The sequence below is a fragment of the Stenotrophomonas sp. genome (genome assembly GCF_050737575.1).
Taxonomy (GTDB): domain Bacteria; phylum Pseudomonadota; class Gammaproteobacteria; order Xanthomonadales; family Xanthomonadaceae; genus Stenotrophomonas.
Map to the genome: position 1 here is coordinate 263,937 of NZ_JBOHXW010000001.1, position 23,300 is coordinate 287,236.

General features: G+C 62.7%; 21 protein-coding genes, 2 tRNA genes, 1 other RNA gene and 1 pseudogene. 12 read left to right on the forward strand and 13 right to left on the reverse strand.

Translation table 11 applies throughout. From position 1 onward, the window contains the following. The first annotated feature begins 36 nt into the window (after positions 1-36). Positions 37-834 carry a hypothetical protein gene (locus ACREP4_RS01210; protein WP_431594389.1) on the forward strand — a complete coding sequence of 266 codons (798 nt, stop codon included), beginning with the start codon at positions 37-39 and terminating at the stop codon, positions 832-834. Between the two features lie 101 nt (positions 835-935). Continuing rightward, positions 936-1,289, forward strand: a transfer-messenger RNA (tmRNA) gene (gene ssrA, locus ACREP4_RS01215). A gap of 97 nt (positions 1,290-1,386) precedes the next feature. Here the strand turns inward: ssrA and ACREP4_RS01220 are convergent. The 4 genes from ACREP4_RS01220 to ACREP4_RS01235 all read right to left on the reverse strand — a co-directional run bounded on the left by ACREP4_RS01220 (position 1,387) and on the right by ACREP4_RS01235 (position 4,385). Further along, a complete protein-coding gene (locus ACREP4_RS01220) occupies positions 1,387-1,935 on the reverse strand; it encodes a DUF805 domain-containing protein (RefSeq protein ID WP_431594390.1) in 549 nt (182 codons plus the stop codon). Positions 1,936-2,687: 752 nt separating this feature from the next. Continuing rightward, positions 2,688-2,763, reverse strand: a tRNA-Phe gene (locus tag ACREP4_RS01225). Positions 2,764-3,007: 244 nt separating this feature from the next. Beyond that, a tRNA-Ala gene (locus ACREP4_RS01230) sits at positions 3,008-3,083 on the reverse strand. Positions 3,084-3,206: 123 nt separating this feature from the next. After that, positions 3,207-4,385 carry a serine hydrolase domain-containing protein gene (locus tag ACREP4_RS01235; RefSeq protein WP_431594391.1) on the reverse strand — a complete coding sequence of 393 codons (1,179 nt, stop codon included), beginning with the start codon at positions 4,383-4,385 and terminating at the stop codon, positions 3,207-3,209. An 870-nt stretch (positions 4,386-5,255) separates the two neighbouring features. On the opposite strand from ACREP4_RS01235, the gene ACREP4_RS01240 reads away from it, so the two are divergent. The 4 genes from ACREP4_RS01240 to dxs all read left to right on the forward strand — a co-directional run bounded on the left by ACREP4_RS01240 (position 5,256) and on the right by dxs (position 10,532). Continuing rightward, positions 5,256-5,741: an LEA type 2 family protein gene (locus tag ACREP4_RS01240; protein ID WP_431594392.1), complete on the forward strand. Its 486-nt coding sequence runs from the start codon at positions 5,256-5,258 to the stop codon at positions 5,739-5,741. Positions 5,742-5,778: 37 nt separating this feature from the next. After that, positions 5,779-7,569: an acyl-CoA dehydrogenase C-terminal domain-containing protein gene (locus ACREP4_RS01245; RefSeq protein ID WP_431594393.1), complete on the forward strand. Its 1,791-nt coding sequence runs from the start codon at positions 5,779-5,781 to the stop codon at positions 7,567-7,569. 202 nt (positions 7,570-7,771) lie between these two features. After that, positions 7,772-8,437: an HNH endonuclease gene (locus ACREP4_RS01250; RefSeq protein ID WP_431594394.1), complete on the forward strand. Its 666-nt coding sequence runs from the start codon at positions 7,772-7,774 to the stop codon at positions 8,435-8,437. 187 nt (positions 8,438-8,624) lie between these two features. Then, positions 8,625-10,532, forward strand: coding sequence for a 1-deoxy-D-xylulose-5-phosphate synthase (gene dxs, locus ACREP4_RS01255; protein WP_431594395.1), 1,908 nt, complete (start codon positions 8,625-8,627; stop codon positions 10,530-10,532). A 67-nt stretch (positions 10,533-10,599) separates the two neighbouring features. Here dxs and ACREP4_RS01260 read toward each other — a convergent pair whose 3' ends face one another. From ACREP4_RS01260 to ACREP4_RS01270, 3 genes are all read right to left on the reverse strand, one after another. Further along, positions 10,600-11,772: an MFS transporter gene (locus ACREP4_RS01260; protein WP_431594396.1), complete on the reverse strand. Its 1,173-nt coding sequence runs from the start codon at positions 11,770-11,772 to the stop codon at positions 10,600-10,602. 82 nt (positions 11,773-11,854) lie between these two features. After that, the gene (locus tag ACREP4_RS01265) at positions 11,855-12,457 is read right to left on the reverse strand and encodes a TetR/AcrR family transcriptional regulator (RefSeq protein WP_431594397.1); all 603 of its coding nucleotides are present in this window, start codon (positions 12,455-12,457) and stop codon (positions 11,855-11,857) included. 209 nt (positions 12,458-12,666) lie between these two features. Then, positions 12,667-13,122 carry a CopD family protein gene (locus tag ACREP4_RS01270; protein ID WP_431594398.1) on the reverse strand — a complete coding sequence of 152 codons (456 nt, stop codon included), beginning with the start codon at positions 13,120-13,122 and terminating at the stop codon, positions 12,667-12,669. Positions 13,123-13,185: 63 nt separating this feature from the next. On the opposite strand from ACREP4_RS01270, the gene ACREP4_RS01275 reads away from it, so the two are divergent. Together ACREP4_RS01275 and ACREP4_RS01280 are read left to right on the forward strand one after the other, a co-directional pair. Further along, positions 13,186-13,782 carry a class I SAM-dependent DNA methyltransferase gene (locus tag ACREP4_RS01275; RefSeq protein WP_431594399.1) on the forward strand — a complete coding sequence of 199 codons (597 nt, stop codon included), beginning with the start codon at positions 13,186-13,188 and terminating at the stop codon, positions 13,780-13,782. Positions 13,783-13,866: 84 nt separating this feature from the next. After that, positions 13,867-15,085: pseudogene (locus ACREP4_RS01280) on the forward strand (polyhydroxyalkanoate depolymerase); the annotation flags it as partial. Positions 15,086-15,524: 439 nt separating this feature from the next. Here ACREP4_RS01280 and ACREP4_RS01285 read toward each other — a convergent pair. From ACREP4_RS01285 to ACREP4_RS01305, 5 genes are all read right to left on the reverse strand, one after another. Next, positions 15,525-15,839 (reverse strand): DMT family transporter, encoded by a 315-nt coding sequence (locus ACREP4_RS01285; RefSeq protein WP_431594400.1) that lies wholly within the window; start codon positions 15,837-15,839, stop codon positions 15,525-15,527. A 1-nt stretch (position 15,840) separates the two neighbouring features. Then, on the reverse strand, positions 15,841-16,197 hold the full coding sequence (locus tag ACREP4_RS01290; RefSeq protein WP_431594401.1) for a DMT family transporter: 357 nt from the start codon (positions 16,195-16,197) through the stop codon (positions 15,841-15,843). 63 nt (positions 16,198-16,260) lie between these two features. Continuing rightward, entirely contained in the window at positions 16,261-16,839 is a 579-nt protein-coding gene (locus ACREP4_RS01295; RefSeq protein ID WP_431594402.1) for a TetR family transcriptional regulator, read from the reverse strand. 207 nt (positions 16,840-17,046) lie between these two features. Beyond that, entirely contained in the window at positions 17,047-18,033 is a 987-nt protein-coding gene (locus ACREP4_RS01300; protein ID WP_431594403.1) for a sensor domain-containing protein, read from the reverse strand. Further along, the gene (locus ACREP4_RS01305; RefSeq protein ID WP_431594404.1) at positions 18,033-18,395 is read right to left on the reverse strand and encodes a PadR family transcriptional regulator; all 363 of its coding nucleotides are present in this window, start codon (positions 18,393-18,395) and stop codon (positions 18,033-18,035) included. The genes ACREP4_RS01300 and ACREP4_RS01305 overlap by 1 nt, the downstream gene beginning before the upstream one ends. 152 nt (positions 18,396-18,547) lie before the next feature. On the opposite strand from ACREP4_RS01305, the gene ACREP4_RS01310 reads away from it, so the two are divergent. The 3 genes from ACREP4_RS01310 to ACREP4_RS01320 all read left to right on the forward strand — a co-directional run bounded on the left by ACREP4_RS01310 (position 18,548) and on the right by ACREP4_RS01320 (position 20,227). Then, positions 18,548-19,453, forward strand: coding sequence for a peptidylprolyl isomerase (locus tag ACREP4_RS01310; RefSeq protein WP_431594405.1), 906 nt, complete (start codon positions 18,548-18,550; stop codon positions 19,451-19,453). Positions 19,454-19,572: 119 nt separating this feature from the next. Continuing rightward, positions 19,573-19,974 carry an OsmC family protein gene (locus tag ACREP4_RS01315; protein ID WP_431594406.1) on the forward strand — a complete coding sequence of 134 codons (402 nt, stop codon included), beginning with the start codon at positions 19,573-19,575 and terminating at the stop codon, positions 19,972-19,974. 4 nt (positions 19,975-19,978) lie between these two features. Next, positions 19,979-20,227, forward strand: a complete 249-nt coding sequence (locus ACREP4_RS01320; RefSeq protein ID WP_431594407.1) for a hypothetical protein — start codon at positions 19,979-19,981, stop codon at positions 20,225-20,227. A 60-nt stretch (positions 20,228-20,287) separates the two neighbouring features. Here the strand turns inward: ACREP4_RS01320 and ACREP4_RS01325 are convergent, their stop codons facing one another. Further along, complete coding sequence (locus tag ACREP4_RS01325) at positions 20,288-21,100, reverse strand: DUF4349 domain-containing protein (protein ID WP_431594408.1); 813 nt, start codon at positions 21,098-21,100, stop codon at positions 20,288-20,290. 241 nt (positions 21,101-21,341) lie between these two features. Between ACREP4_RS01325 and ACREP4_RS01330 the strand changes: the two genes are divergently transcribed. Next, positions 21,342-23,144, forward strand: coding sequence for a DUF885 domain-containing protein (locus ACREP4_RS01330; protein ID WP_431594409.1), 1,803 nt, complete (start codon positions 21,342-21,344; stop codon positions 23,142-23,144). Positions 23,145-23,300 lie beyond the last annotated feature (156 nt).

Sequence of the window (23,300 nt, forward strand, 5' to 3'; positions counted from 1 at the left end):
GGCTCCGCACATACGCGTAGGTCAAAAGGACGAGCCTTGGAGCGACTGCAAACTCGCGGCCCTGAGATTGGGATATGCAATATTTGCGGCTTAACAGAGCGACTGACGGACGACCATGTTCCCCCAAAGGGGGTGCCGCTCGTTGGCCAGGTATACCTCGACCGGCTCAGTGAAGCTCTAGGCGCCCAAAAGCCGACGCGGCAGGCGCGTCTGTTCCAGCGGGGTGTGAAGTATCGATCCATCTGCGCCAAGTGCAATAACGAGAGACTTGGCCAAGCCTTAGATCCCACTCTCGTGCAGTTCTGCAAGGATGCCAAAGCAGCCATTACAGAGCGCCTGTACCTGCCGAGCGACATCCGGGTTCAACAGAACAAGCTCTTCCGGTCCGTAATTGGACATCTGCTTGCCCACGGACTTGGCACCCATAAGGCTGGGCAATTCATCGAGCGTAAGACCGAGTACTTCCTCAAACTCGATCAGCCGTTCCCGGAGGACCTGCGGCTGTACTACTGGGTCTATCCGTACAAGCCTCAGATCGTCGGAAGAGCGTTGGCCCGGAAAGAGCTGATCATCGGCACCGATGTCGTGATCTTCTCGCTGCTGAAGTTCTTCCCGATAGCTTGGCTGTGCTCAATTGGCGACTTGGAGGGGCCAGACGCTGCCCAAGTGACGCGAGTCGATCATCTGGCAACGCCCAACATCGAAGATTTCGCCCACCTCCGGATAAACCCTTCCTACATCCCGGCAGCCCACTGGCCTGAGGCTCCAGGCGGCAACTCAGTGGTGCTCCACAACAGGCTAGGAACGATCGCAATCCCTCGTCCCCCCCAGTGACTGTTCAGGCTCTTTGCCGTAGGATCCACCCTATCAAGAAGGTCTTTAGTCAGCTTTTGGTCATTCCGGGGCTAAAAACCGTTTCTGATCAACGTCTAACCGGGGGTGCACTGGTTTCGACGGAGGTTATGAAGTCGCTTGGTGCATGCCGAGGGGGTAGCTTTCCTCGTAAATCCAGCTGCAAAACTCTAGTTGCCAACGACGACAACTACGCTCTCGCCGCTTAAGGCGTAAGCCCCGAACCCACTTGTGCCCGTGCTCGTGGATGTAGGGTCATTATCACGGAACCGGCTGTGACGGCTGCCTGTCAGTCATGGCTTAACCAAAACAGGCTGGTCCTGGGGTGCGCTTGGCACACCGTGCTGCCACAGGACGAGACCCAACGGTGAGCTAAGCATGTAGTACCGGGGATGGAGTGCCTTCGGACGGCGGTTCAATTCCGCCCACCTCCACCAATGAAGTGGCCGTCAAGGCCCGAACAAGGCCGGAAACCCGCAAAGGTTTCCGGCCTTTTTTGTTTCCGTCCGTGCGCAGCCTATGGCTTTCGCCTCCTCACACCGACGCTGCATCCACCGGCTCTTTTGCCTTGGTCGGATAGGTCAGCAGATAGAGCAGCACCAGAATGCCGCCCACCGGGGCCAGACTGATGGCTTGCCACCAGGGATTGAGACCCGCGTCGCGCAGACGCCGGGTACAGGCTGCAATCCACGGCAAAAGCACCACCAACGAGACGATTTGCAGCGGCAGCGGGCCAACGGCATCGGCGAACAGCTGGGCGAAGGCCAGCACCATGACCACCGCCAGCGCGAACCACCAGAAATCAGCTCGCGGGGTGACGCCGGTGAAATCCAGCCCACGCAGTACGCCTTCCCGCATTGCCTCGAGCGCCGGCTGGCTGGGTGTCGAATCGCCCACCAGCAAACTATCGGCCGGCACTTCAAAGACGGCGGCCAATGCCCGCAACGACTCGGTCGAGATCTTCGCGCCTGATTCGAGGCGCTGGATGGTGCGCAGATTCAGACCGCTGAGATTGGCCAGCTGCTCCTGCGACCATTGGCGGGCGACGCGCAGCTCTTTAAGTCGAAGGCTATTGATGTGCATGACTACTCCTCGGAATGGGTTGCTCGGCTTCCCGCCATGATCCCGCCGCACCCTGCTTTCCGTGACGACACGACCCCGACACGGACATGTCAGGAGCCCGACTTGTGCTGTCGGGCCAAGCTTGCACGGCCTCCAAGCGGCATAGTGCCTCATCTGAAGCCACACGCCAGCGGCGACCAGCCCCCATCCAAACAGACCTAGCGGGTGCGCCAGTCCTCGCACAATGAATGACGGCGATTCGCCAATCCAGAGACGATCACCGCCGGGACCGAACGACTGAACCCGCTCCACCCTCCTCGCACAACCAAAGCACTCTCGCCGGAGAGGCGGACTTGAACAGAACCACCGAATCGGATGAAGCCCGCTTCGGCGCGCATCCGAATGCAAACGTCCGCGCCGCACGCGGGGACAATCAACGCCTGAGTCCTGATCAACCGCCAACGATATGCAGCCTGTCGCCACCGACATCGCGAACCACGAGCCGCCCACTGAGTCGCGAGCACTCACACCGCGCCCACAGGCGACGGATAGAACCACTCATCCACAACGACACCATCCACACCGCGTGCTCACGCTCAGCACGAGCCACAACATCACGTAGCCAACCGCGCCAAACACACGGCACACGATGCAAACAATCAGAACGAAGAAAGGTCTGCATCTCTGCAGACCTTTCCTTGAAGAGGCCATGCAGCATCACTGCACGCCTGAAAACAAGAAGGGCCTGCATTTCTGCAGACCCTTGAATCTTATGGTGGCCGAGGACGGAATCGAACCGCCGACACGGGGATTTTCAATCCCCTGCTCTACCAACTGAGCTACTCGGCCACTTTGTTTTCGTTGGCGTTGTCGCCAGCGAGGACGCGAATATTACCCATCCGTGGCAGTTTGGGCAAGCAAATTTCACAAAAATCTTCACATCCAATGAAATTCGCCGGAAACAGCAGATTCGGCAAGATTGAAGGGCGTTCTGATGCCTCCTTGCCGACAACCTGCAAGCCTTCAAAGCAGCACTGCCAACGCGCAAACGCAAAGAGCCGCATCTGACGATGCGGCTCTTTGTTTGACGTGTTGGTGGAGCGGAGGAGGATCGAACTCCCGACCTTCGCATTGCGAACGCGACGCTCTCCCAGCTGAGCTACCGCCCCACGCGGTGTCCGGATTCTAGCGCGCGTCTTTGGCCTTCGCCAACAGGCTGCGCTCGTACCGGACCAGCCGGCTGACAAGGGCCAGTTACGAGACCCCGCCATGGGGCGACACCTATCCGGCGATCACGGCTTCGCTGCAGCCGGCGGTGCCAGCTCAGCGAAGATCGGGCCCATGGCGCCCATGGTTGCCTTGTCCGCGCCCATGTCATCGGCTGCATTGGCGATAGCGATTACGCCGTTGCCGGTTTCCGGGAACAGTGCTACCCAGGCAAGCCAGTTGCCGTCCGAGCCGCCGTGGGTGAGCACCGGCCCTTTGCGCCCGGCGATGGAAGCCTGCACGCCCCAATCCATGGCCGACGGGCTGCCGCTCTGTGCGGTCTGCATCAGGCGATAGGAAGCCGGTGCGAGCAGTTTGCCCTTGCCTCGACTGCCAGCCATCTGGTCGATGGCGAATTTCGCCATATCCTGCAGGCGCATGTGCAGGTTACCGGCCGGCGTGTACATCGGCGGTACGCCGTCATCCGATTTCTGCGGCGCAGTCGTCACCGGTTTGCCGGCGCGATGACCTTGCGGCTGATCTGCGGCGGTCGGGCCAAAGCCGGCACTGTCCATTCCCAGCGGCTTGAACACCTCACGCTGCATCAGCGTTTCAAAGTCGGTGCCGGTGACACGCTCTGCAATCACTGCAGCAATCAGGAAGCCGCTGTTGCTGTACGCGAACTCACTACCGGGCACGTTGACTGGCGCCTCCTGCAGCGCCGCGCGGATGTACGCCTCGCGCTGCACCGGCAGCGCACGCGAGTCGGTGAAGAAGGCGTCCAGCGCCGCCGCGTCCTGCAGGTTCTCCGGCAGGCCTGCGCGGTGCGACAGCAACTGCGTCAGGGTGACGCTGCCGTAGGCCGGATTGATCACAGTGAGATCCGGCAGCATCTTCGACAACGGTGCATCCCAGTCCAACACTCCCTGCTCGGCCAGGCGCGCGATCAAGGCGACCGTCATCGGCTTGCCGGTTGAACCGATCAACCAGACGTCGTCGCTCTGCGCTGCCACGGCGCCGTCGTTGCGACGCACGCCGCGTACCGCCTGCTGGGCAACCTTGTCATCGCGAATAACCAGCATCGCCACTGCCGGCGTCTGCGTGCCTTCCATCGCCGCCGCGAGGATCGGGTCCAGATCGCTCTGCGCCAATGCGCCGCCGCTGAGCGTTGTGCCCAGCGCCAACGACAGGCCGAAGAAGAGATGGCGAGACGCGTTTAAAGCCTGACGCGTCCAACGTGAACTGCAACGTGCGGTAGTCGCCATGGTGGCTCCTGAGCAGAACGATGAGTGGGGGCGTAGCATCGCAACAGCGACACTGCGGTCGTCGATACGTGGACGGCAACTCATACTGCGGAAACACGCAATGAATGCAGCAGTGCCATCCGGCATACCGCACAAAGGCAGGGGTGCGACGGGGGTTGCAGCACTGCATTCAAGCATTTCCAACAGCGACAGCATTTACCTATCAGGTGACTGGAAACGGCGGACTGCCGAACGCACTTCCAGCGATACAACACCGCACGCGATCTTGCAGCGGAGGTCACCGCGACCTTGGCGATGAAGTCACTTCACAGCACTACTGTCGGCAGTCCAGCGGCGGCGTTTCCCGTTGCAGCAACGGCTGATAGCGGAATCCGTCTCCCCGTTGGCCATCAAACTTCTGCTTGGCCTCGCGGAGTGTTTCTGGCGACTGCAGCACTTGCACAGCGCCGCCCGTAACACAGCGGGTTGTGGGCGGACGCCAGCAACTCAGCAATCCGTTGCGCATTGAAATGCACCCGCGACGAAGGCCAGCCAGTCGCTTCGCTTTGCAGCACCCGCAACCCATTGACCATGAAGTTGCCCATTCTTTCCCCGGCGCTGCGGTTGCGCACACCAGGCAAGCCTCCAAACGGCATCCCCTCGAAATCGATCGTAGCCGCCATCGCGAGTCCAGGCCGACCCAGCCAGCTCAGATCGAATGTCGCGAAAAGCGGCAACTACGGCCCCTTGCATGTTTTGATGCCCGGGCACGAAGGTTCCGCCATCCGTCTTCGTCTATTGCCCCAAGGTACCTAACCTGCCCCCGCGCACCAGCCCATACGCCGTAGTATCCTTCGGCGGTAACCACTTCGGACTTGAGGATCACGCCGCATGCGTTTTCGCCCCCGATACGCCCTGATTGCACTGCTCGCGCTGACCGCATTGACGCTCACCGCCTGCGGTGGCGGCAAGGTCAAACGTGTTTCCGAGCCAGCGGCCAGCATCCAGCAGCTCACCGTTGGCAACGACGGCAACTGGGAGGTCGAGTTGCGCCTGCGCAACTACAGCTCCATGCCGATGCGGTTTGATTCGGTATCGCTGGTCATCAAGGTCGGCGACGAAAACGCCGGCACGCTCAGCGCCACCCCGGCGCTGTCCATCGGCCCGGAGTCGGCCGACATCATCAAGGTTCGCCTGCAGCCTGCTTCTTCGGCCCGCATCGTGATGGCCGATTCGCTGGCCGGTGGCCGTTCGCTGTTCTACGAACTGGAAGGCACCGTCAGCGCCACTCCGGAAGAAAAGAAACAACGCAGTTTCGACATCAAGTCGCGCAGCAGCCTCAACCAGGCCCCGGGCCTGCCCGGCGTGCTGCGCTGATCCCCTACCGTTTCCCGCATCGTTCGAGATCGTTTTGATGAGCAACTACAAAGCCCCCGTTACCGACCTCCGTTTCGCCCTGCACGACGTGCTCAAGGCCGAATCCCTGTTTGCCGCGATGGGTCTTGAAGACGCCAGCGCCGACGTCATCGACGCCGTACTGGAAGAAGCCGGCCGCTTCAGCAGCGCCGTGCTGGCACCGCTGAATGCCGTTGGCGACCAGACCGGCTGCAAGCTCGACGTAGCCACCGGCGATGTCACCACCGCGCCGGGCTTCAAGGAAGCCTATGCACAGTTCGTCGATGGCGGCTGGACCGGCCTGACTGCAGCGCCGGAGTTCGGCGGCCAGGGCATGCCGGGAACGCTGGGCATGGCCCTGAGCGAAATGGTGTCCTCGGCCAACCTGGCCTGGAGCCTGTTCCCGATGCTGTCGCACGGCGCCGTGGAAGCGCTCAAGCATTACGGCGAAGACTGGCAGAAAGAGGCCTTCCTCAAGCCATTGGTCGCCGGCAACTGGACCGGCACCATGTGCCTGACCGAGCCGCACGCCGGCACCGATCTGGGCCTGATCAAGACCCGCGCCGAGCCGAATGCCGACGGCAGTTATGCGATCACCGGCACCAAGATCTTCATCACCGCCGGTGAGCACGACCTCAGCGACAACATCGTCCACCTCGTGCTGGCCAAGCTGCCCGATGCACCTCCGGGCCCGAAGGGCATCTCGCTGTTTGTCACGCCCAAGTTCAAGGTTGCCCGCGATGGCACGCAAGGCGAGCGCAACGCGCTGCGCTGCGGCGCGCTGGAGCACAAGATGGGCATCCACGGCTCGTCCACCTGCGTGATGAACTTCGACGGCGCCGAAGGCTACCTCGTCGGCCAGCCGCACAAGGGCCTGCAAGCGATGTTCGTGATGATGAACTCCGCCCGCCTCGGCGTTGGCGTGCAGGGTCTTGCGCAGTCCGAGCGCGCCTACCAGGGCGCACTGGCCTACGCCCGTGACCGCCTGCAATCGCGCTCGCCGAAGGGCCCGGCACAGCCGGACAAGGCGGCCGATCCGATCATCGTCCAGCCGGACGTGCGTCGCATGCTACTGACCACCAAGGCGCTGACCGAAGGCGGCCGTCTGCTCGCCGCACACGCCTACACCCAGCTCGACGCCGCTCAGCACGCCAGCGATGAAAAAGCCCGTGCCGACGCTGACACGCTGGTCAGCTTCCTCACCCCCATCGTCAAGGCCTGCCTGACCGAGTGGAGCATTGAAGCCACCTACAACGGCCAGCAGGTATTCGGCGGCCATGGCTACATCGCCGAGCACGGCATGGAACAGTTCGCCCGCGATGCCCGCATCACCACGCTGTACGAAGGCACGACCGGCATCCAGGCGTTGGACCTGATTGGCCGCAAGACCGCCGTTTCGCAGGGCGCAGGGCTGAAGCTGTTCCTGGCCGAAGTCGAGCAGTTCATCGCCGACAACGCCAACAACCCGACCGTGGCCGAGTTCCTGCCGGTGCTGGGCGCCAAGTCCAAGGAATGGGGCAAGCTGACGGTGAACGTGCTGCAGCGCGCCGCCGCCAACCCGGAAGAACTGGGCGCCGCCAGCTGGGATTACCTGTTCTACAGCGGCTATGTCGCCCTGGCCTACTGGTGGGCACGTTCGGTGGTCGCCGCACAGGCTTCCAGCCACACCGATGCCTTCAAGCAGGCCAAGCTGGAAACCGCACGTTTCTACTTCGCCCGCATCCTGCCGCGCACCCTGACCCATGCCGCCAGCATGGAAAGCGGCGCCGATTCATTGATGGCGATGGACGCCATCCGCTTCGGCGATTGAGCCCAGATCCAGGCAGTCAAAGCCCTTCTCCCGTGCACGGGAGAGGGGTTGGGGTGAGGGGGAAGCTTCTAGCTAGCCAGCCAACGTCAAAAGCCCCTCTTCCGCCCTATGGGCACCTTCTCCCGCACGCAGGAGAAGAACATGCCGAAACCCACCCGCATTTACACAAATCGTCACGCTTCGTGTATAAGCTGTTTTCCCGATGGAGACAGACACTACACCGCGTAGTCTGATCGATACCGGAGCCGATACCACTGCTCCGCTGGCCGGGTTTTCGCCATCGCCTCCCCTGCACCGCCTTGGCTCCGTGCGACTCCTGTCGCTGGACGCGCATGGCCGGGTGCTCGATTGGATCAACTGGCAAGACGCCGCCTGCCTGTATGTGCGCGATGCCGTGTCCTGGACCTTGGGCGATCCTTGCCTGCATGTGCATGGCGCCATCAACCGCGACAGCGGCCTGCAAAGCGGGCTGGACCTGCACCCGATCATCGCCTCGCGCGGCTTCGCCCGTTCGCGCGCCATTGCGCCCACACCCAACCTGACCAATACCGCGCTGTTCGCCCGCGATGCGCAGCTCTGCCTGTATTGCGGCCACCAGTTCAGTCGTCCGCACCTTACTCGCGACCACGTCATGCCCATTTCCAAGGGTGGCCAGGACACGTGGGAGAACGTGGTCAGCGCCTGCTTCCACTGCAATTCACGCAAGAGCAACCGCACCCCGCAGCAGGCCAATATGCCGTTGCTGGCGGTGCCGTATCGGCCCAGTTGGATCGAGCACCTGATCCTGTCCAACCGCAACATCCTGGCCGACCAGATGGCCTTCCTGAAAGCGCAGCTGCCGAAAAACGCCCTGCGCCGCAGCGCCTGAAAATCGCCGTTCTCTGCCGCGCGCAGGCACGCGCAAATGCCCGGAACACAGCGCAGACCGCGCCAACCTGAACTGATACTTCAGATTGGCGACAATCTCCGTCATCTGCTCCTCACATACAGAGCGCTTTGCTTGCCCCACCCTCGGTTGGCGGCGAAAATACCGCGTCGCTTGAAATACGAAGAAAATGATCGACTCTGCCTGCTATCCGCGCCTGTCGCGCGTCCAGAATCCCGAAGACCTGCGCACGTTCGATGAAACCGAACTGGGCGCGGTGGCCGGTGAGCTGCGCGCTTATCTGATCGAATCAGTCGGCAAGAGCGGCGGTCATTTCGCTGCCGGGTTGGGAGTGATCGAACTTACCGTCGCCCTGCATTACCTGTTCAACACACCGGTCGACCAACTGGTGTGGGACGTAGGCCACCAAACCTACCCACACAAAATCCTCACCGGCCGTCGCGACAGCATCCACACGGTCAAGCAGAAGGACGGCGTTGCGCCGTTCCCCAAGCGCGAGGAGAGCGAATACGACACCTTCGGCGTCGGCCATTCCTCCACCTCCATTTCTGCCGCACTGGGCATGGCTATCGCGCGCCAGCACCAGGGCGACGAGCGCAAAGTCGTCGCGGTGATTGGTGATGGCGCAATGACTGCCGGCATGGCGTTCGAGGCGCTGGCACACGCTGGCGGCATGGACGACGAGCCAAACGTGCTGGTCGTGCTCAACGACAACAACATGTCCATCTCCGAAGCGGTTGGTGGGCTGACCAAGATGCTGGGCCGCGCTACCGCCAGCCGCACGCTCAATGCATTGCGCGAAGGCGGCAAGAAAATCCTTGGCGACAAGCACAGCCCGCCAGCGCGCTTCGTCAAACGTTGGGAAGAACAGTGGAAAGGCATGTTCGTGCCCTCCACCGCGTTCGAGCAGATGGGCTTCCATTACACCGGCCCCATCGACGGCCACGATCTGCCGCTGCTGCTGTCCACGCTCAAGCGCCTGAAGGATGCGAAGGGCCCGCAGCTGCTGCACATCATGACCACCAAGGGCAAAGGCTACGAGCCGGCCGAAGACGACCAGATCGGCTATCACGCGGTCGGCCCGTTCGACCCGAGCAAGGGCCTGCCGACCAAGAGCGCGCCCAAGAAGCCAACCTATACCGACGTTTTTGGCGACTGGCTGTGCGATGCCGCCGCCGCCGAACCGCAGCTGCTGGGCATCACCCCAGCAATGCGCGAAGGCTCGGGGCTGGTCCGTTTCAGCAAGGAATTCCCGGAGCGCTACTTTGACGTGGCCATCGCCGAGCAGCATGCGGTGACCTTGGCCGCAGGCATGGCAACCCAGGGCGCCAAGCCCGTCGTCGCGATTTACTCCACCTTCCTGCAGCGCGCCTATGACCAATTGGTGCATGACGTTGCCGTGCAGGAACTGGATGTGCTGTTCGCCATCGACCGCGCGGGCGTAGTCGGCCCGGACGGCGCAACGCATGCCGGCAACCTCGACCTGAGCTTCCTGCGCTGCGTGCCGCACATGGTGGTGATGGCGCCGGGTGACGAGGCCGAATGCCGGCAGATGCTCAGCACCGGCCTGCAATACAACGGCCCGGCCGCCGTGCGCTATCCGCGCGGCACCGGCCCGGGCGCAGCCGTCGGCACCGATCTGTCCACGCTGGAAATCGGCAAGGCGCAGCTGCGCCATCAAGGCAGCCGCATCGCCCTGCTCGCCTTCGGCTCGACGCTGACCGCCGCCGAGCAGGTTGGCCGCGAGCTCGGCTTGAGCGTGGTCAACATGCGCTTCATCAAGCCGCTGGACAAGGCGATGCTGCTGGACCTGGCGAGCACCCACGAAGGCTTCGTCACCATCGAAGACAACGTGGTTGCTGGCGGCGCGGGCTCCGGCGTGGCCGAGCTGCTCAATGCCGAAGCGGTGCTGATGCCGGTACTGCACCTCGGCCTGCCGGACAGCTTCCAGCATCACGCCAGCCGCGAAGACCTGCTGGCCGAAGCCGGCATCGACGCCGCCGGCATTCGCACTGCGGTTCTCAAGCGCTGGCCAAAACTGAAGGACAGCGCCGCGCCACTGAGCGCAGCGAGCTGATCGAAAAGGCCCCGCGATGCGGGGCCTTTTCATTGAACTACACCGTAGGAGCGGAACCCTTCTGCCCTCACTCCCACCCCTTGCTGCTGGCACGCAGGTACGGCAGCACTGACAACAGCGCCAACACCGCAAGCACCACTCCGATCCACAGCGCCGAGCGCAGGCCGTAACCGGCGGAAATCGCCATGCCGCCCAGATAGGAACCACCGCCCAGGCCGATATTGATCACCGAAGTGTGCACGGCATTCACCATCGGGCCGGGATGGGCGACGCTGACAATGCGCGCCATCATCGCCGGGTTCATCGGCACGCCAGACAGGCCGATCAGAACCACCGCAAGAATCGCCACCCACTTGTACTCAGCGAACAGCGCCATGCCGAACAACGACACGCTGAGCACGCTCAGCCCGACGACCATGATCGCGAGGCTGTGACGGTAAGCCAGCCGTCCAGTGATCACGTTGCCCACGATGTTTGAGAGGCCATAAAGCATCAGGATGAACGGCACCACGGCCATGCTGAAACCGGTCACGTCGACCAGCACCGGCACGAAGTAGCTGAAGGCAGCAAAGCTCGCGCCGAGGATCAGGCAGCTGGTCGCACAGGCTTTCCAGTAGGCCTTGTTTCGGAAGGCCTTGAGCTCTTCTTCCATTTTGAGCGTGCCGCCACCGGCCAGATGCGGCAGCAGGCGCACCAGCGCGAACAGGCAAACCAGAACCAATACGGCCACCAAACCGAAAGCGACGCGCCAGCCCCAGTGCTGGTCAACGATGGTCGCCAGCGGAACTCCGAACACGTTGGAGACCATGAAGCCGCCGATCACCACCGACGCGGCAAGCGGGCGGTTTTCCGTAGAAACCAGCGCCATGCTGGTAGCCAGCGAAAGGCTCAAGCAGCCCGCGCACAACACGCCGGTGATCAGACGGATCGCCACCAGCACGCGATAGTCCGAGTTGAACGCACTCAGTCCCTGCGTAACCACATACAAGGCCAGCAACCACAACAGCGTGGAGCGATACGGCACTTTCAGCTTCAGGAAGACATAGGTCAGCACCGGTCCACCCAGCATCACACCGAACGCGTAGTACGAGATCAGGTGACCGACCTCGCCTACCGTCACGCCGAATGCCTCGGACAGACTGGACATCATGCCGGCCACCATCAATTCGGCCGTGCCCAGGGAAAATATGGCCAAACCCAGTACGTAAACTGAGATCGGCAAACGCTTTGTCGACGACATACTTCTCGACCTTCTCCTAATAATGGAATAAACGTTACAAAAACAGACGAAGTGCGGCGGCCTGAAAATCAGCCACCGTGACTTAGAGATTGATCAACAACCCGGCGACGACATCTTCGAGCACCGCCCTGTCCTGGATGTTCCGGCTCAGCACGCGCAGGCCGTAGTAGCCCGCCAGGAAGCCCCGGGCCATCTGTAAAGCCGATGCGCGGTCGCCAAGCTCGCCACTCCGCTGGCCTTCAGTGAAGACAGCCACCAGCGTCTGCTCCAGTCGCTGGCGATACTCATGATTCAGCGCGGCAACGGCTTCATCCTTGCTGCCGCGCTCCAGCGCAGAGAACAACACCATTGCATCGTGCTGCCCGGGCTGCGAGAGATCTTCGTCCATGCCCCACAGCAGCAGGGTGTGCAATCTGGCTTTCACCGGACCCGGCTGCGTGAGAATGGCCAACTGCGCGGCCATCGTCTGTTCGTGGCTACGCAGCAAGGCCTGTTCATACAGCCCCTGCTTGCTGCCAAAAGCGTTGTACAAGCTGCCTCTGCCAAGCCCGGTACCGTCACAGAGATCTTGCGCCGAGGTGCCGGCAAACCCATTGGCACTGAATACCGCCACGGCAGCATCGATGACATCTTCGTCCTCGAACTGCCTCGGGCGACCCGGATATAACGGCTTTTCAGTGCTCATGGCGGCGTCCGAGCGGAGCGATGCAGGCTCTGGCTCGCTCCGTTATGGAATGGGCATTCCAATATTCTAGCATGAGGAAAAGCGACTGGGCGGCGCCCAGCTGAATCATCCGATATTCCGCAGACACCTCAGGCAGGAAACCATGTACCGACTCGATCACCAAGGCCGGCATTGCCAACCGTCCTTCTGTATCGCAAAGCTGAAAAACCTCAGAACGGCTTGGCCAACACCAGATAGACGATGGCGATAAACAGCACCAGCGGCAGCTCGTTGAACCAGCGCAGCGCGCGCGAGGACGGCAGCGACTTGCCTTTCATCGTGCCCTTCAACCAGCGGCCGGTGAAGATGAAGTACACCAGCAGCAACACCACCAGACCCAGCTTGGCATGCAGCCAGCCCGCGGCACCCGGCGCGACCATGGTCGGGAAATCGGGCAGCACTTTGTAGCCCAGCCACAGCACCAGGCCCAGCAGAAAGGCGATGCCGAACATGCTGTGACCAAAGCCGTACAGGCGCTTACCCATCAGTTGCAGCCGCTCCACCACCGCCGCTTGGCCGGAGGCTTCGGCAATGTTGACCAGGATCCGCGGCAGGTAGAACACCGATGCCATCCATGCGACCACGAATACCAGGTGGAAGGTCTTTACCCAGAAATAAGACTGCATGCATGTGCTCCAGCGGCGGCGTAGGATGAGCGCCATTTTCGCCCATCCGCACAAGACACGCACATGCAGGACAAGCAATACGACGCCGCTTACTTCCAACGCTGGTACCGACGCGGTGATATCGGCGGCGCTGCGCGCTTGGCGCGCAAGGTGCAGCTGGCCGTTGCCAGCGCCGAGTACTACCTCGAACGGCCCATCCGCAGCGTGCTGGATATCGGCTGCGGCGAGGCAGCCTGGCGTGCACCGCTGCTCAAACTGCGGCCCAAGCTGCAGTACATGGGGTTTGACAGCAGCGAGTACGCAGTGCGTCGCTACGGCCGTACCCGCAACATGCATTTGGCCCGCTTCGGTGATTTCCAGTGGCTGCGCCCGTGCGCGCCGGTGGATCTGCTGATCTGTTCGGATGTGATGCATTACGTACCCAGTCGCGAGCTGCGTCAGGGTGTGGAAGGCCTGGCCGAGTTGTGCGGCGGCGTCGCCTTCCTGGAAACCTTCACCGCCGAGGATGATTTCCACGGCGACCACGACGGCTTCCAGAAGCGTCCGGCGAGCTGGTACCGCCGCCAGTTGCAGCAGGTGGGCTTCCGTTCGGTGGGCTCGCATTGCTGGCTGGGGCCAGCCTTCAGCGAGGACATCGCCGCGCTGGAGCGCACCCGCTGAATACGTGGCGCACGCGCTTAACGCCACAATCGTCCGATTAGGCTATGCTGCGCAGCACCATATGACCATACATATTGCATAGACATGCTCTATAACCTGCATGAGTTGACCCGCAACCTGCTCGCGCCCTGGGTTCACCAAGCGCAAGCCAATGCGGCGTTTTTCAACAAACCGGGGCATTGGTGGTCATCCATGCCGGGTGCCGACCGCTTTGCCGCGATGAACGAGTTGTTCCATCGCCTCGGCAAGGATTACGAGAAACCCGAATGGGGCATCCATGAGTTGGAGCTGGACGGCGAGATCGTCCCCATCGCCCAGCTCACCGAACTGGAAAAGCCGTTCTGCAAACTGCTGCGCTTCAAGCGCCACAGCAACGACACCTCCAAGGTTGAAGCGCTGCTCGCGCAGCCGGCCGTGCTGGTCGTCGCGCCGCTGTCCGGCCACCACGCCACGCTGCTGCGCGACACCGTGCGCACGCTGCTGCGCGACCACCGCGTCTATGTCACCGATTGGGTGGATGCGCGCATGGTGCCGGTGCAGGAAGGCGAGTTCGGCCTGGACGACTACATCGAGTATGTGCAGGAATTCATCCGTCACCTCGGTGCCGACAACGTGCACGTGGTGAGCGTCTGCCAGCCGACCGTGCCGGTGCTGGCGGCGGTGTCGCTGATGGCCAGCCGTGGCGAAACCACGCCGCGTTCACTGGTGATGATGGGCGGCCCGATCGATGCGCGCTGCAGCCCGACCGCGGTCAATAATCTGGCCACGCGCAATCCGCTGTCGTGGTTCGAGAACAACGTCATCCACACCATTCCGGCGCCCTACCCGGGCCAGGGCCGCCGCGTGTATCCGGGCTTCCTGCAGCACGCCGGTTTTGTGGCGATGAACCCCAGCCGCCACTTGATGTCGCATTGGGATTTCTACACCGACCTGGTCAAGGGCGACATGGACGATGCCGACGCGCATCGCCATTTCTACGACGAATACAACGCCGTGCTGGACATGCCGGCGAAGTTCTATCTGGACACCATCCGCGTGGTGTTCCAGGAATTTCTGCTGCCGCGTGGCGAGTGGTATGTGCGTGGCGAACGCGTGGACCCTTCGGCGATCCGCGACACCGCGCTGTTGAGCATCGAAGGCGAACTGGACGACATCGCCGGCCTCGGCCAGACCGAAGCCGCGCAAGCATTGTGCACGGGCATTCCAGCCTCGCGCCGCACCCACCTGATCGTTGACGGTGCCGGCCACTACGGCATTTTCAGCGGCCGCCGCTGGCGCGAAGTGGTGTACCCGAAGATGCGCGATTTCTTCATCGCACAGTCGCAACCGGCGGCGGCGAAGAAGAGCAAGAAGGCAGCAAGCACCAGCAACGTCACCCCGCTGCGTCGTCGCGCGCAGCGCTGAGGGCTTTGGCTTTGGCTCTAGCTTTATAGCTTTGGCTTTGGCTTTGCCTAAGCCCCTCTCCCGTTCACGGGAGAGGGGTTGGGGTGAGGGGAAGATCGAAGCAGCGGCAGTTGAACTTGCAGTGCGCTATCCGCAGCCTGCTGTAGAAGCCCAAGAACGTTGAAGACTCAAGCGCTAAAAGCTCCCCTCATCCGCCCTTCGGGCACCTCGCTCCGCGCCCCGGCCTCGCACAGCGTGCGAGGCGTTCAGTCATGCACGAGCCGGTGGCTCGTAAGCCGCATGCCTTCACCCCGCGCGCGGGAGAAGGGAAACAATCACGGCTCCCCGCAATGCCGTACTCACGAAACCGCCTTCAGCCCCACCACACCGATCACGATCACCCCCAGGCTGAGCACGCGCGCAGTGCTGCGTGATTCGCCGAAGAACACCATGTTGACCAGCACCGCAGCAGCCGTGCCCAAACCAATCCACACCGCGTAGGCCACGCTCAGTTGGATGTAGCGGAACGATTGGTACAACAACACGAACGACGCGCCGAAGCCGCCGAAAAACATCAGCGCATTAAGCGCACTCTTGCGCAGGCTGTAACGCTTCAAACCAATCACGCCCAGCGTTTCCATCAGCGCGGCGGCTACTACCAGAAACCAACCCATCTCAGCCTCCCTGACCGGCGGCGCCGGTGCTGTCTGCGGCCTTGCCATCGGCCAGCTTGAGTGCGATCACACCGATCACCAGCAGCGCCATGAAGCCGCCCTTGGCGACGCTGAAGCTGCCGCCGAACAGGAAAATATCCATCAATGCCGCGCCGACCGTGCCCACCGCGGCAAACACCGCGTACACCGTACCGGTCGGCAAGGTTTCGCAGGCGCGCGCCAGCCATTGGAAGTCCACCAGGATCACCGCGATGATCGGTATCCAGTGCCACCACACCGTTGCCACGTTGAAGCCGTAGACCCAGATCAGCTCGAACACACAGGTCAGGGCCACATAAAACCAGCCTTTATTGGCCATGTGTTTCTCCTCGTTGATTGTTTGCACCGCGCAGGCGCGCAGTGAATTGCATGGTCCGTGTCGCTACACGGCCGCCGTGCGGCCAAGGCCGGCACGGATGAAGCGCTCCAGCTCCGCGCGATGCGCCTGCGCATCTTCCGGCGCGGTGGCGGCGTACAGATGCACCTGCTCGGCTGCCGCTTCGATGGCACCGACCAACACTCTTGCCGCGTAACGCGGCTGCACATTGGCCGCCACCGCGCCTTCGGCACGCGCCTGTTCCAGCACCTGTTGCAGCCAGTCGTACAACGGCGCGTAGATGGCTTCCCAACGCCGCATTTCATCGGTCTGGGTCATGCCGCTGTACAGCAGCGCCACCACCTGGTGCTGCTCTTCCACCACCGCGAAGATCGCGCCGGCCAGCGCGTCGAGCTGCGCGGCGGGCGACAGCCCGTCCAGTTGCTCATGCAGACGCTGCAGCATCCGCGAAACCACCTGCTCGGCTATGCCGCCCATCACCGAAAGCCGCGACGGGAAGTACAGGTAATACGTGCCCTGGGCGATACCGGCGCGTTTGACGATGTCCGAGACCGTGGCTTTCTCCACGCCCTTTTCGCCGAACACGGCAATGGCGGCCTCGATGATGGCGGTGCGCTTGTCCATGGATTCGCAACTGACTGACTTTCAGTCATTTTAGGGATCGAACCTGCCGGGTCAACCGGGGCGCGCATCACGGGTAAGTGAGCGTTCAAATTCCGCACGCACTTATCCGCCTGCCGCGAACCCCGAAGTGACGTTTCGTAACGGCAGGGCCCGCAAAACAAAACGGGACGCCATAGGCGCCCCGCTTCATTGCGCATTCCGAATGGATTACAACCGCACCAGCAACTGCTTGGCCATCGCGCCGTGCAGCTTGCCGATCGCGCGGGCCAGATGCAGCGTGGCGAACAACAACACCGCGCCTACCAGCACTGACAGCGGCCACAACCAGAACGCTCCCGCAACGTTCACGCCGTCGATCCAGATACCCGCCGGCTGGTCCACAAAGAAGCTGGCCAGCGGTGCGAACATCAGCGCCAACGACAGCGACAGCAACGTCGTGGCAATGCTGAAGTACACGGTGCCCAAGGGCAGCATCAGCAGGAAATACAGCATCGTCAGCCAGGTGCGGCCGTCGGAGAACATGTCACCGATGCGCGCCAGCCAGCCTTGGCTCTTGTCGGTGTAGGCAGGACGGCGCGGCATGCGCACACCGAGCATGGTTTCGATGATGCGCCCTTCCACCAGCGACAGCACCCGCACCGAGCCCAGGAACAGCAGCAGGATCGGAATGCCGATGATCAGGATCAACAGCGACACCGACAGCGATAGGCCGGTCACCACCCAGGTGAAGAAGAACGTGCCGGTGGCCAGCGACAGCAGCATGTAGAACAGCGCGCCATAGGTGTGCGGATCCAAGGCCACGCCGAAGAACCGTGCCAGCGCCGAACGTGGCTTGGTTGCTGCCGGTGATGGCGGAATGGCCGCACCGACCGAGGCAGCCGCGGCGGCCGAGGCCACCGATGCCGGCGTCAAACGCATGCCCGGCGTGCGTAGTGCGCGGTTCACGGTGACTTCGGTTTCGCGATAGATCTCGGCCACCTCTTCCGGCGCGCCGTAGCTGCCGGCGACGCCTGCGATCACTTCGGCTTCGCTCTTGCCGGCCTGCTCGGCCAACTCCGAGCGCAGGTATTCCTCGGCGTCGTACAGCGCGTCCTGGATCATCGCCGGGTCGGCACCGGCCAGCGCGGCACGCAGCTGCTCCAGGTATTCGGGGATCGTGGTCGGGAGCGCTCTTGGGGTGTTGTCGGTGTTCATCAGTTGATTCCCTCCAGTACGGATTCCAGCGAATTCCGGGTAGCAGTCCAGGCGGCGATCCACTGCCGCAGCGCGGCACGTCCGTCGTCATTGATGCGGTAATAACGCCGCGGCGGTCCCGCTACCGACGGTTCAACGTGGCTCTCCAGCAGGCCGGCGCCTTCCAGGTTGCGCAGCACCGGGTACAACGCGCTCTGCTTGCCGCTGAGTACTCCGTCGCCTACCCGCTCCAGCTCCTTGGCAATCAGGTAGCCGTACATCGGCGCTTCCGCCTTGGCCAGCACCGCCAACAAGGCCAGCGACACCGTGCCGGTGCTCAGCTCTTTCTGAAACTTGCGTAGGTGGGCTTCCAGATCGTTCATGGCTTACTCCGGTGGACTAGCCTGAAGCCAACACTAGTGTTTAGTTCGCTATAGCGAATGTGCCGGTAGTCACTCCCACCACGGTCATGGCGCTGGCCGCCCGGCCTCTGGATCACGCAGAATCGGCCCACACCCAATCTGGAATGCGCCCGATGACGCTTCGCCCCACGCTGTTGGCCCTGGCCCTGATGCTGTCCCCGCTGCCGCTGCTGGCCGCCGATGCACCCGCCAAGTACCGCAGCGCGCAGGAAATCATCGACGCCGCGCCCGCCAGCGATTGGCACACGCCGGCGCCGGAAAACACGCTGTACATGAACCTGGAAGGCGGCCGCGTCATCATCGAGCTGGCGCCGGACTTCGCCCCGGAGCACGTCGGCAACATCCGTACCATGGCACGCGAGCACTTCTGGGACGGGCTGAGCATCTACCGCGCGCAGGACAACTTCGTCGTCCAGTTTGGCGACGTGGATGCCGAGGACAGCACCAAAGCCAAGTCGATGGGCAGCGCCAAGCAACATCTACCAGCCGAGTTCCAGCGCCCGGCCAAGGGGCTGGCATTCACCGCCCTGCCCGACCGCGATGGCTGGGCGGCCAAGACCGGGTTTGTTGGCGACTTCGCGGTGGGCAGCGATGGCGAACATGCGTGGTTGGCGCATTGCTACGGCGCGCTCGGTGCCGGCCGCAACAATGACGAAGACAGCAGCGTCGGCGCCGAGCTGTATGTGGTCACCGGACAGTCGCCGCGTCAGCTCGACCGCAACATCACCCTGGTCGGCCGCGTGCTCAAGGGCATGGAACTGCTGAGCAGCATCAAACGTGGCCCGGAGCCGATGGGCTTCTACGAAAATGCTGCCGAGCGCACACCGATCACCTCCATCCAATTGGCCAGCGAATTGCCGGCCGACCAGCGCGTGGCGCTGCAGGTACTGCGCACCGATTCCAAGACGTTTGCCGATGCAGTGGAAGCACGCCGCAATCGCGTGGATGACTTCTACAAACGCGCGGCCGGCCATATCGACCTGTGCAATATCCCGCTGCCGGTGCGTATCGGCAAGTAATCCCGCGCGCCGCAGGCCGCATCGTTCACTTCACGGGACGGTGCGGTCACCAAATGCAGACTACCGGCGGTCATACGCAGGCTCTAACGTGACTGCACCTGCACAACCGGAGACGCCACATGGCTCACGTCAGCATCACTTCTTCAGGCACGAACTTCGCTCACCAGATCAGCAACGGCAAGCACAGCCTGGTGGCTGACGAACCGGCCAGCCTCGGCGGGCAGGATGCAGGCATGGCACCGTTTGATCTGTACCTGGCCTCGTTGGCCGCCTGCACTGCGATTACCTTGCGCATGTATGCAGAGAAAAAAGGCTGGGAGCTGGGTGAGTTCAATGCGCAGCTGAGTTCCAGCCGCGATGAAGCCGGTAAGCTGCAGGTGCACCGCATGCTCGCCGCGACCGGCCCGCTATCCGATGCGCAATGGGACCGTCTGCTCGACGTGGTGTCGCGCACACCGGTCACGCTGGTGATGCGCGAAGGCGCCACCATCACCAGCGAACGCGCAACTGAAGGCAGGTAACCGCATGTATACGATCGTCATCATCTGGGACAGCAAGAACGCCGAAGTGACCCAATGGGAGGAAGCGCCCATGGTCATCACCTGGAAGGACCGCGAGGTGTCCCTGCGTGCCGGCCCGCGCGAGCGGATTGACCAGAACGGCGTCGCCAGCAAGGTGGCTGTGTACCTGCCCGATGAACTAACCGAAGAAGAATTCCAGGAACTGTTCGCGCTGCACGAGAAGACCATTCCCGAGCTGCATCTGCATTCGTAACCGGCGGCTCCTGCAGTGCATGAAGAACAACGGCGCCTTTCGGCGCCGTTGTCGTCTGCCTTACTGCTTGGCCGCGCGCTTGCTGCGGCGTCGACGCCACCACGTACGTGCCAGCCACAACACGAAGCCGCCGATGATCGCTACCGGCAGCAGGCCGGCAATGACGCGAATGACGTAGGCCAGGCTGGTGCTGAAGATTTCGCCGAAGTCGCCGAATGCGCGACCAATCTCGCTGCGGTTGCGCTGGCTGCTGGTCGACTCCAGGTTGATGGTCACCAACTGCGTATCGATGCGCCGATGCTGCTGCGCCGATGCGCGGTTGGCCTGTTCCAATCCTGCTTCGATTTCCGACAGGCGCTGCGAGATGGTCAACAGATCCGCCACGACCAGATCACGCCGCTGCTGATATTCAACCAGGCGCTCGTGTTCGTTCTTCAACCGCGCCTGGGTCAGCTGGGTTTCGGCGACCTGCTGCGCGAGATCTTCCGCCTGCGTGTTGCGCGTGGTCAGCTCACCCTTGTCGCTGGCCAATGCGATCAGCGGCTCCACCCCTTTGGGGGCGATGCGCACCTGCACCGAGCCACTGGGCGCATCGCCGGCCTGCTGCGACACATTGAGCACCGCGCAATCACCGAACGTCGCGCTTTGGCAGGCTTCGGTCACGGCCTTCACCCGGGGTGCGATGTCCTTGCCCGGCAGCCGCAGCTGCGCCGTGTGTTCGTAGGCCAGGAACGCACCATCGGGCGACTGCAGCGCTTCGGCCGGCGCGGCGCCCGCATCGGCCGCCATTTCATGCTGGGCGCAACCGGCCAACACCATCAGCACGCCCAGTCCCGCACCCAATATCCAGCCATTTCCCTGCAAACGCTTCATGCTTCCGTGTTCCCTGAAAGGTTGGTGCCGGCCACCCGGCAGCGCGGCCAGCATAGCGACAAGCCTGAATACGAACGCTAAGAAAGCGTGGATGGTGTCGTTGCCAGCCGGGCGACAGGCGCACCGGCTGTTGCAGGAGCGCCAACCGCCCGCTTCGGCAAGGTGTGCCCAACCAACGGCATGTGCGACGGCGGCGCGCTCCGCCTATGCTCGGGGATTACCCAAGATCCCAGGATTACCGATGCGCAAGCACCTGCTCGCCGCCGCCCTGCTGGCCAGCCTTGCCGGCTGCCAGAGTGGCGAAGCTCCCAACGCCCCCACCGCTGCTGCCGAACAGGCCGGCCAGGGCCAGGCCGATGCACAGTTCGCCGAACTGTCGAAGAAGGCGCTGGATACGTGGATGCAGCTGTCCCCGGTCGGCGCCACGCAGATTGGTGACCACCGTTTCGACAGCCAGCTCGACGACCTGAGCGCGGCCGGTCAGCAGAAGAGCCTGGACGCAAGCAAGGCGCTGTTGGCCGATCTGGAAAAGATCGACATCAGCAAGCTCGGCCGCGAGAACCAGGTGGATGCCGCCATCCTGCGCAACCAGCTGCAATCGGATATCTGGAACAACGAAACCCTGCAGTCCTGGAAGTGGGACCCACAGACCTATAACGGCCTGGCCGGCAGTGCCATCTATGGCCTGATGGCGCGCGAGTTCGCACCGCTGCCCGAGCGCCTGAAGTCGGCGACGGCGCGTATCGAGCAGATTCCGCAGATCTTCGCCGCCGCACGCACCAACCTGGACCCGGCACGCGTGCCGAAGATCCACGCCGAAACCGTGTCCAAGCAGAACCGCGGCATCCTCAGCCTGGTGGACACCTTCATCGTGCCCAACATCGGCCAGCTTGAGGCCGCCGACCAGGAGCGCCTGAAGACCGCCATCGGCAATCTGACCAAGGCCGTCGAAGAACAGCAGACGTGGCTGGACAACACCCTGGTGCCGAACGCCAAGGGCGAGTTCCGCATCGGCGCGGAAAAATACGACCAGAAGCTGAAGTTCTCGCTCAACTCCTCGCTGTCGCGCGCCGAGATCGGCGAGCGCGCGCGTGCCGAGCTGAGCCGCGTGCGCACCGACATGTACGGCATCGCCCAGGTGGTGTTGAAGGACAAGCCGGGCGCTCCGGAAATGCCGGCCAACCCGACCGATGCGCAGCAGCAGAAGGCCATCGAAGCCGCGCTTGAACTGGCCTATGCCGACAAGCCGGCCCGCGACAAGGTCGTCGAAGATGCCAAGACCGCGCTGGACCAGTCCACCGAGTTCGTCCGCAAGCATGACCTGATGACGCTGCCGGATGCACCGGTGGACATCATCCTGATGCCGGAATTCCAGCGCGGCGTGGCCGTGGCCTATTGCGATTCGCCGGGCCCGCTGGACAAGAACCTGAAGACCTTCTACGCGGTCTCGCCGATTCCGGACGACTGGAACGACAAGCAGGTCGATTCGTTCCTGCGCGAATACAACAGCCGCATGATCCACCTGCTTTCCATCCACGAAGGCACGCCGGGTCATTACCTGGAAGGCTGGCATTCGGGCAAGTTCCCGTCGACGCTGCGCGCCGTGCTGCGTTCGGGTCTGTTTGCCGAAGGCTGGGCCGTGTACACCGAGCGCATGATGCAGGAACAGGGTTACCTGGATAACGACCCGCTGTTCCACCTGGTGCAGCTGAAGTTCTACCTGCGCACGATTGCCAATGCCATCCTCGACCAGGGTGTGCACGTGGACAACTGGAGCCGCGAGCAGGCCATGCACCTGATGACCCACGACGCCTTCCAGCAGGAAAGCGAAGCCTCGGGCAAGTGGATCCGCGCCCAGCTCACCTCGGCGCAGCTGCCGACCTACTTCGTCGGTGCGCAGGAGCACTTCGACAGCCGCAAGGCCGTGGAAGAAAAGCAGGGCGCCAACTTCAACCTGAAGGCGTACCACGACCAGATGCTGTCCTACGGCGCACCGCCGGTGCGTTTCGCACGCCAGCTGATGTTGGATCAGCCGATCGAATGATTGATCGCTTGCTGACGTTTGAGTGATGCAGAAGCCCGGGATTTCCCGGGCTTTTGTTTTATCAGCGGGCGCGGACTGCGATATCGGGCTGTGGTTGCTCGCAGGCGCTTGGGATGCACTCAACCCGGTAAAAGCCCAACCTCTCCCACCACGTTC

What these genes read in the sequence shown, in the direction of transcription:
- ACREP4_RS01220 (WP_431594390.1), bottom strand. Translation starts at nt 1,935, where the DNA reads ATGCACATCAATAGCCTTCGACTTAAAGAGCTGCGCGTCGCCCGCCAA.
- ACREP4_RS01235 (WP_431594391.1), bottom strand. Translation starts at nt 4,385, where the DNA reads ATGGCGACTACCGCACGTTGCAGTTCACGTTGGACGCGTCAGGCTTTA.
- ACREP4_RS01240 (WP_431594392.1), top strand. Translation starts at nt 5,256, where the DNA reads ATGCGTTTTCGCCCCCGATACGCCCTGATTGCACTGCTCGCGCTGACC.
- ACREP4_RS01245 (WP_431594393.1), top strand. Translation starts at nt 5,779, where the DNA reads ATGAGCAACTACAAAGCCCCCGTTACCGACCTCCGTTTCGCCCTGCAC.
- ACREP4_RS01250 (WP_431594394.1), top strand. Translation starts at nt 7,772, where the DNA reads ATGGAGACAGACACTACACCGCGTAGTCTGATCGATACCGGAGCCGAT.
- dxs (WP_431594395.1), top strand. Translation starts at nt 8,625, where the DNA reads ATGATCGACTCTGCCTGCTATCCGCGCCTGTCGCGCGTCCAGAATCCC.
- ACREP4_RS01260 (WP_431594396.1), bottom strand. Translation starts at nt 11,772, where the DNA reads ATGTCGTCGACAAAGCGTTTGCCGATCTCAGTTTACGTACTGGGTTTG.
- ACREP4_RS01265 (WP_431594397.1), bottom strand. Translation starts at nt 12,457, where the DNA reads ATGAGCACTGAAAAGCCGTTATATCCGGGTCGCCCGAGGCAGTTCGAG.
- ACREP4_RS01270 (WP_431594398.1), bottom strand. Translation starts at nt 13,122, where the DNA reads ATGCAGTCTTATTTCTGGGTAAAGACCTTCCACCTGGTATTCGTGGTC.
- ACREP4_RS01275 (WP_431594399.1), top strand. Translation starts at nt 13,186, where the DNA reads ATGCAGGACAAGCAATACGACGCCGCTTACTTCCAACGCTGGTACCGA.
- ACREP4_RS01285 (WP_431594400.1), bottom strand. Translation starts at nt 15,839, where the DNA reads ATGGGTTGGTTTCTGGTAGTAGCCGCCGCGCTGATGGAAACGCTGGGC.
- ACREP4_RS01290 (WP_431594401.1), bottom strand. Translation starts at nt 16,197, where the DNA reads ATGGCCAATAAAGGCTGGTTTTATGTGGCCCTGACCTGTGTGTTCGAG.
- ACREP4_RS01295 (WP_431594402.1), bottom strand. Translation starts at nt 16,839, where the DNA reads ATGGACAAGCGCACCGCCATCATCGAGGCCGCCATTGCCGTGTTCGGC.
- ACREP4_RS01300 (WP_431594403.1), bottom strand. Translation starts at nt 18,033, where the DNA reads ATGAACACCGACAACACCCCAAGAGCGCTCCCGACCACGATCCCCGAA.
- ACREP4_RS01305 (WP_431594404.1), bottom strand. Translation starts at nt 18,395, where the DNA reads ATGAACGATCTGGAAGCCCACCTACGCAAGTTTCAGAAAGAGCTGAGC.
- ACREP4_RS01310 (WP_431594405.1), top strand. Translation starts at nt 18,548, where the DNA reads ATGACGCTTCGCCCCACGCTGTTGGCCCTGGCCCTGATGCTGTCCCCG.
- ACREP4_RS01315 (WP_431594406.1), top strand. Translation starts at nt 19,573, where the DNA reads ATGGCTCACGTCAGCATCACTTCTTCAGGCACGAACTTCGCTCACCAG.
- ACREP4_RS01320 (WP_431594407.1), top strand. Translation starts at nt 19,979, where the DNA reads ATGTATACGATCGTCATCATCTGGGACAGCAAGAACGCCGAAGTGACC.
- ACREP4_RS01325 (WP_431594408.1), bottom strand. Translation starts at nt 21,100, where the DNA reads ATGAAGCGTTTGCAGGGAAATGGCTGGATATTGGGTGCGGGACTGGGC.
- ACREP4_RS01330 (WP_431594409.1), top strand. Translation starts at nt 21,342, where the DNA reads ATGCGCAAGCACCTGCTCGCCGCCGCCCTGCTGGCCAGCCTTGCCGGC.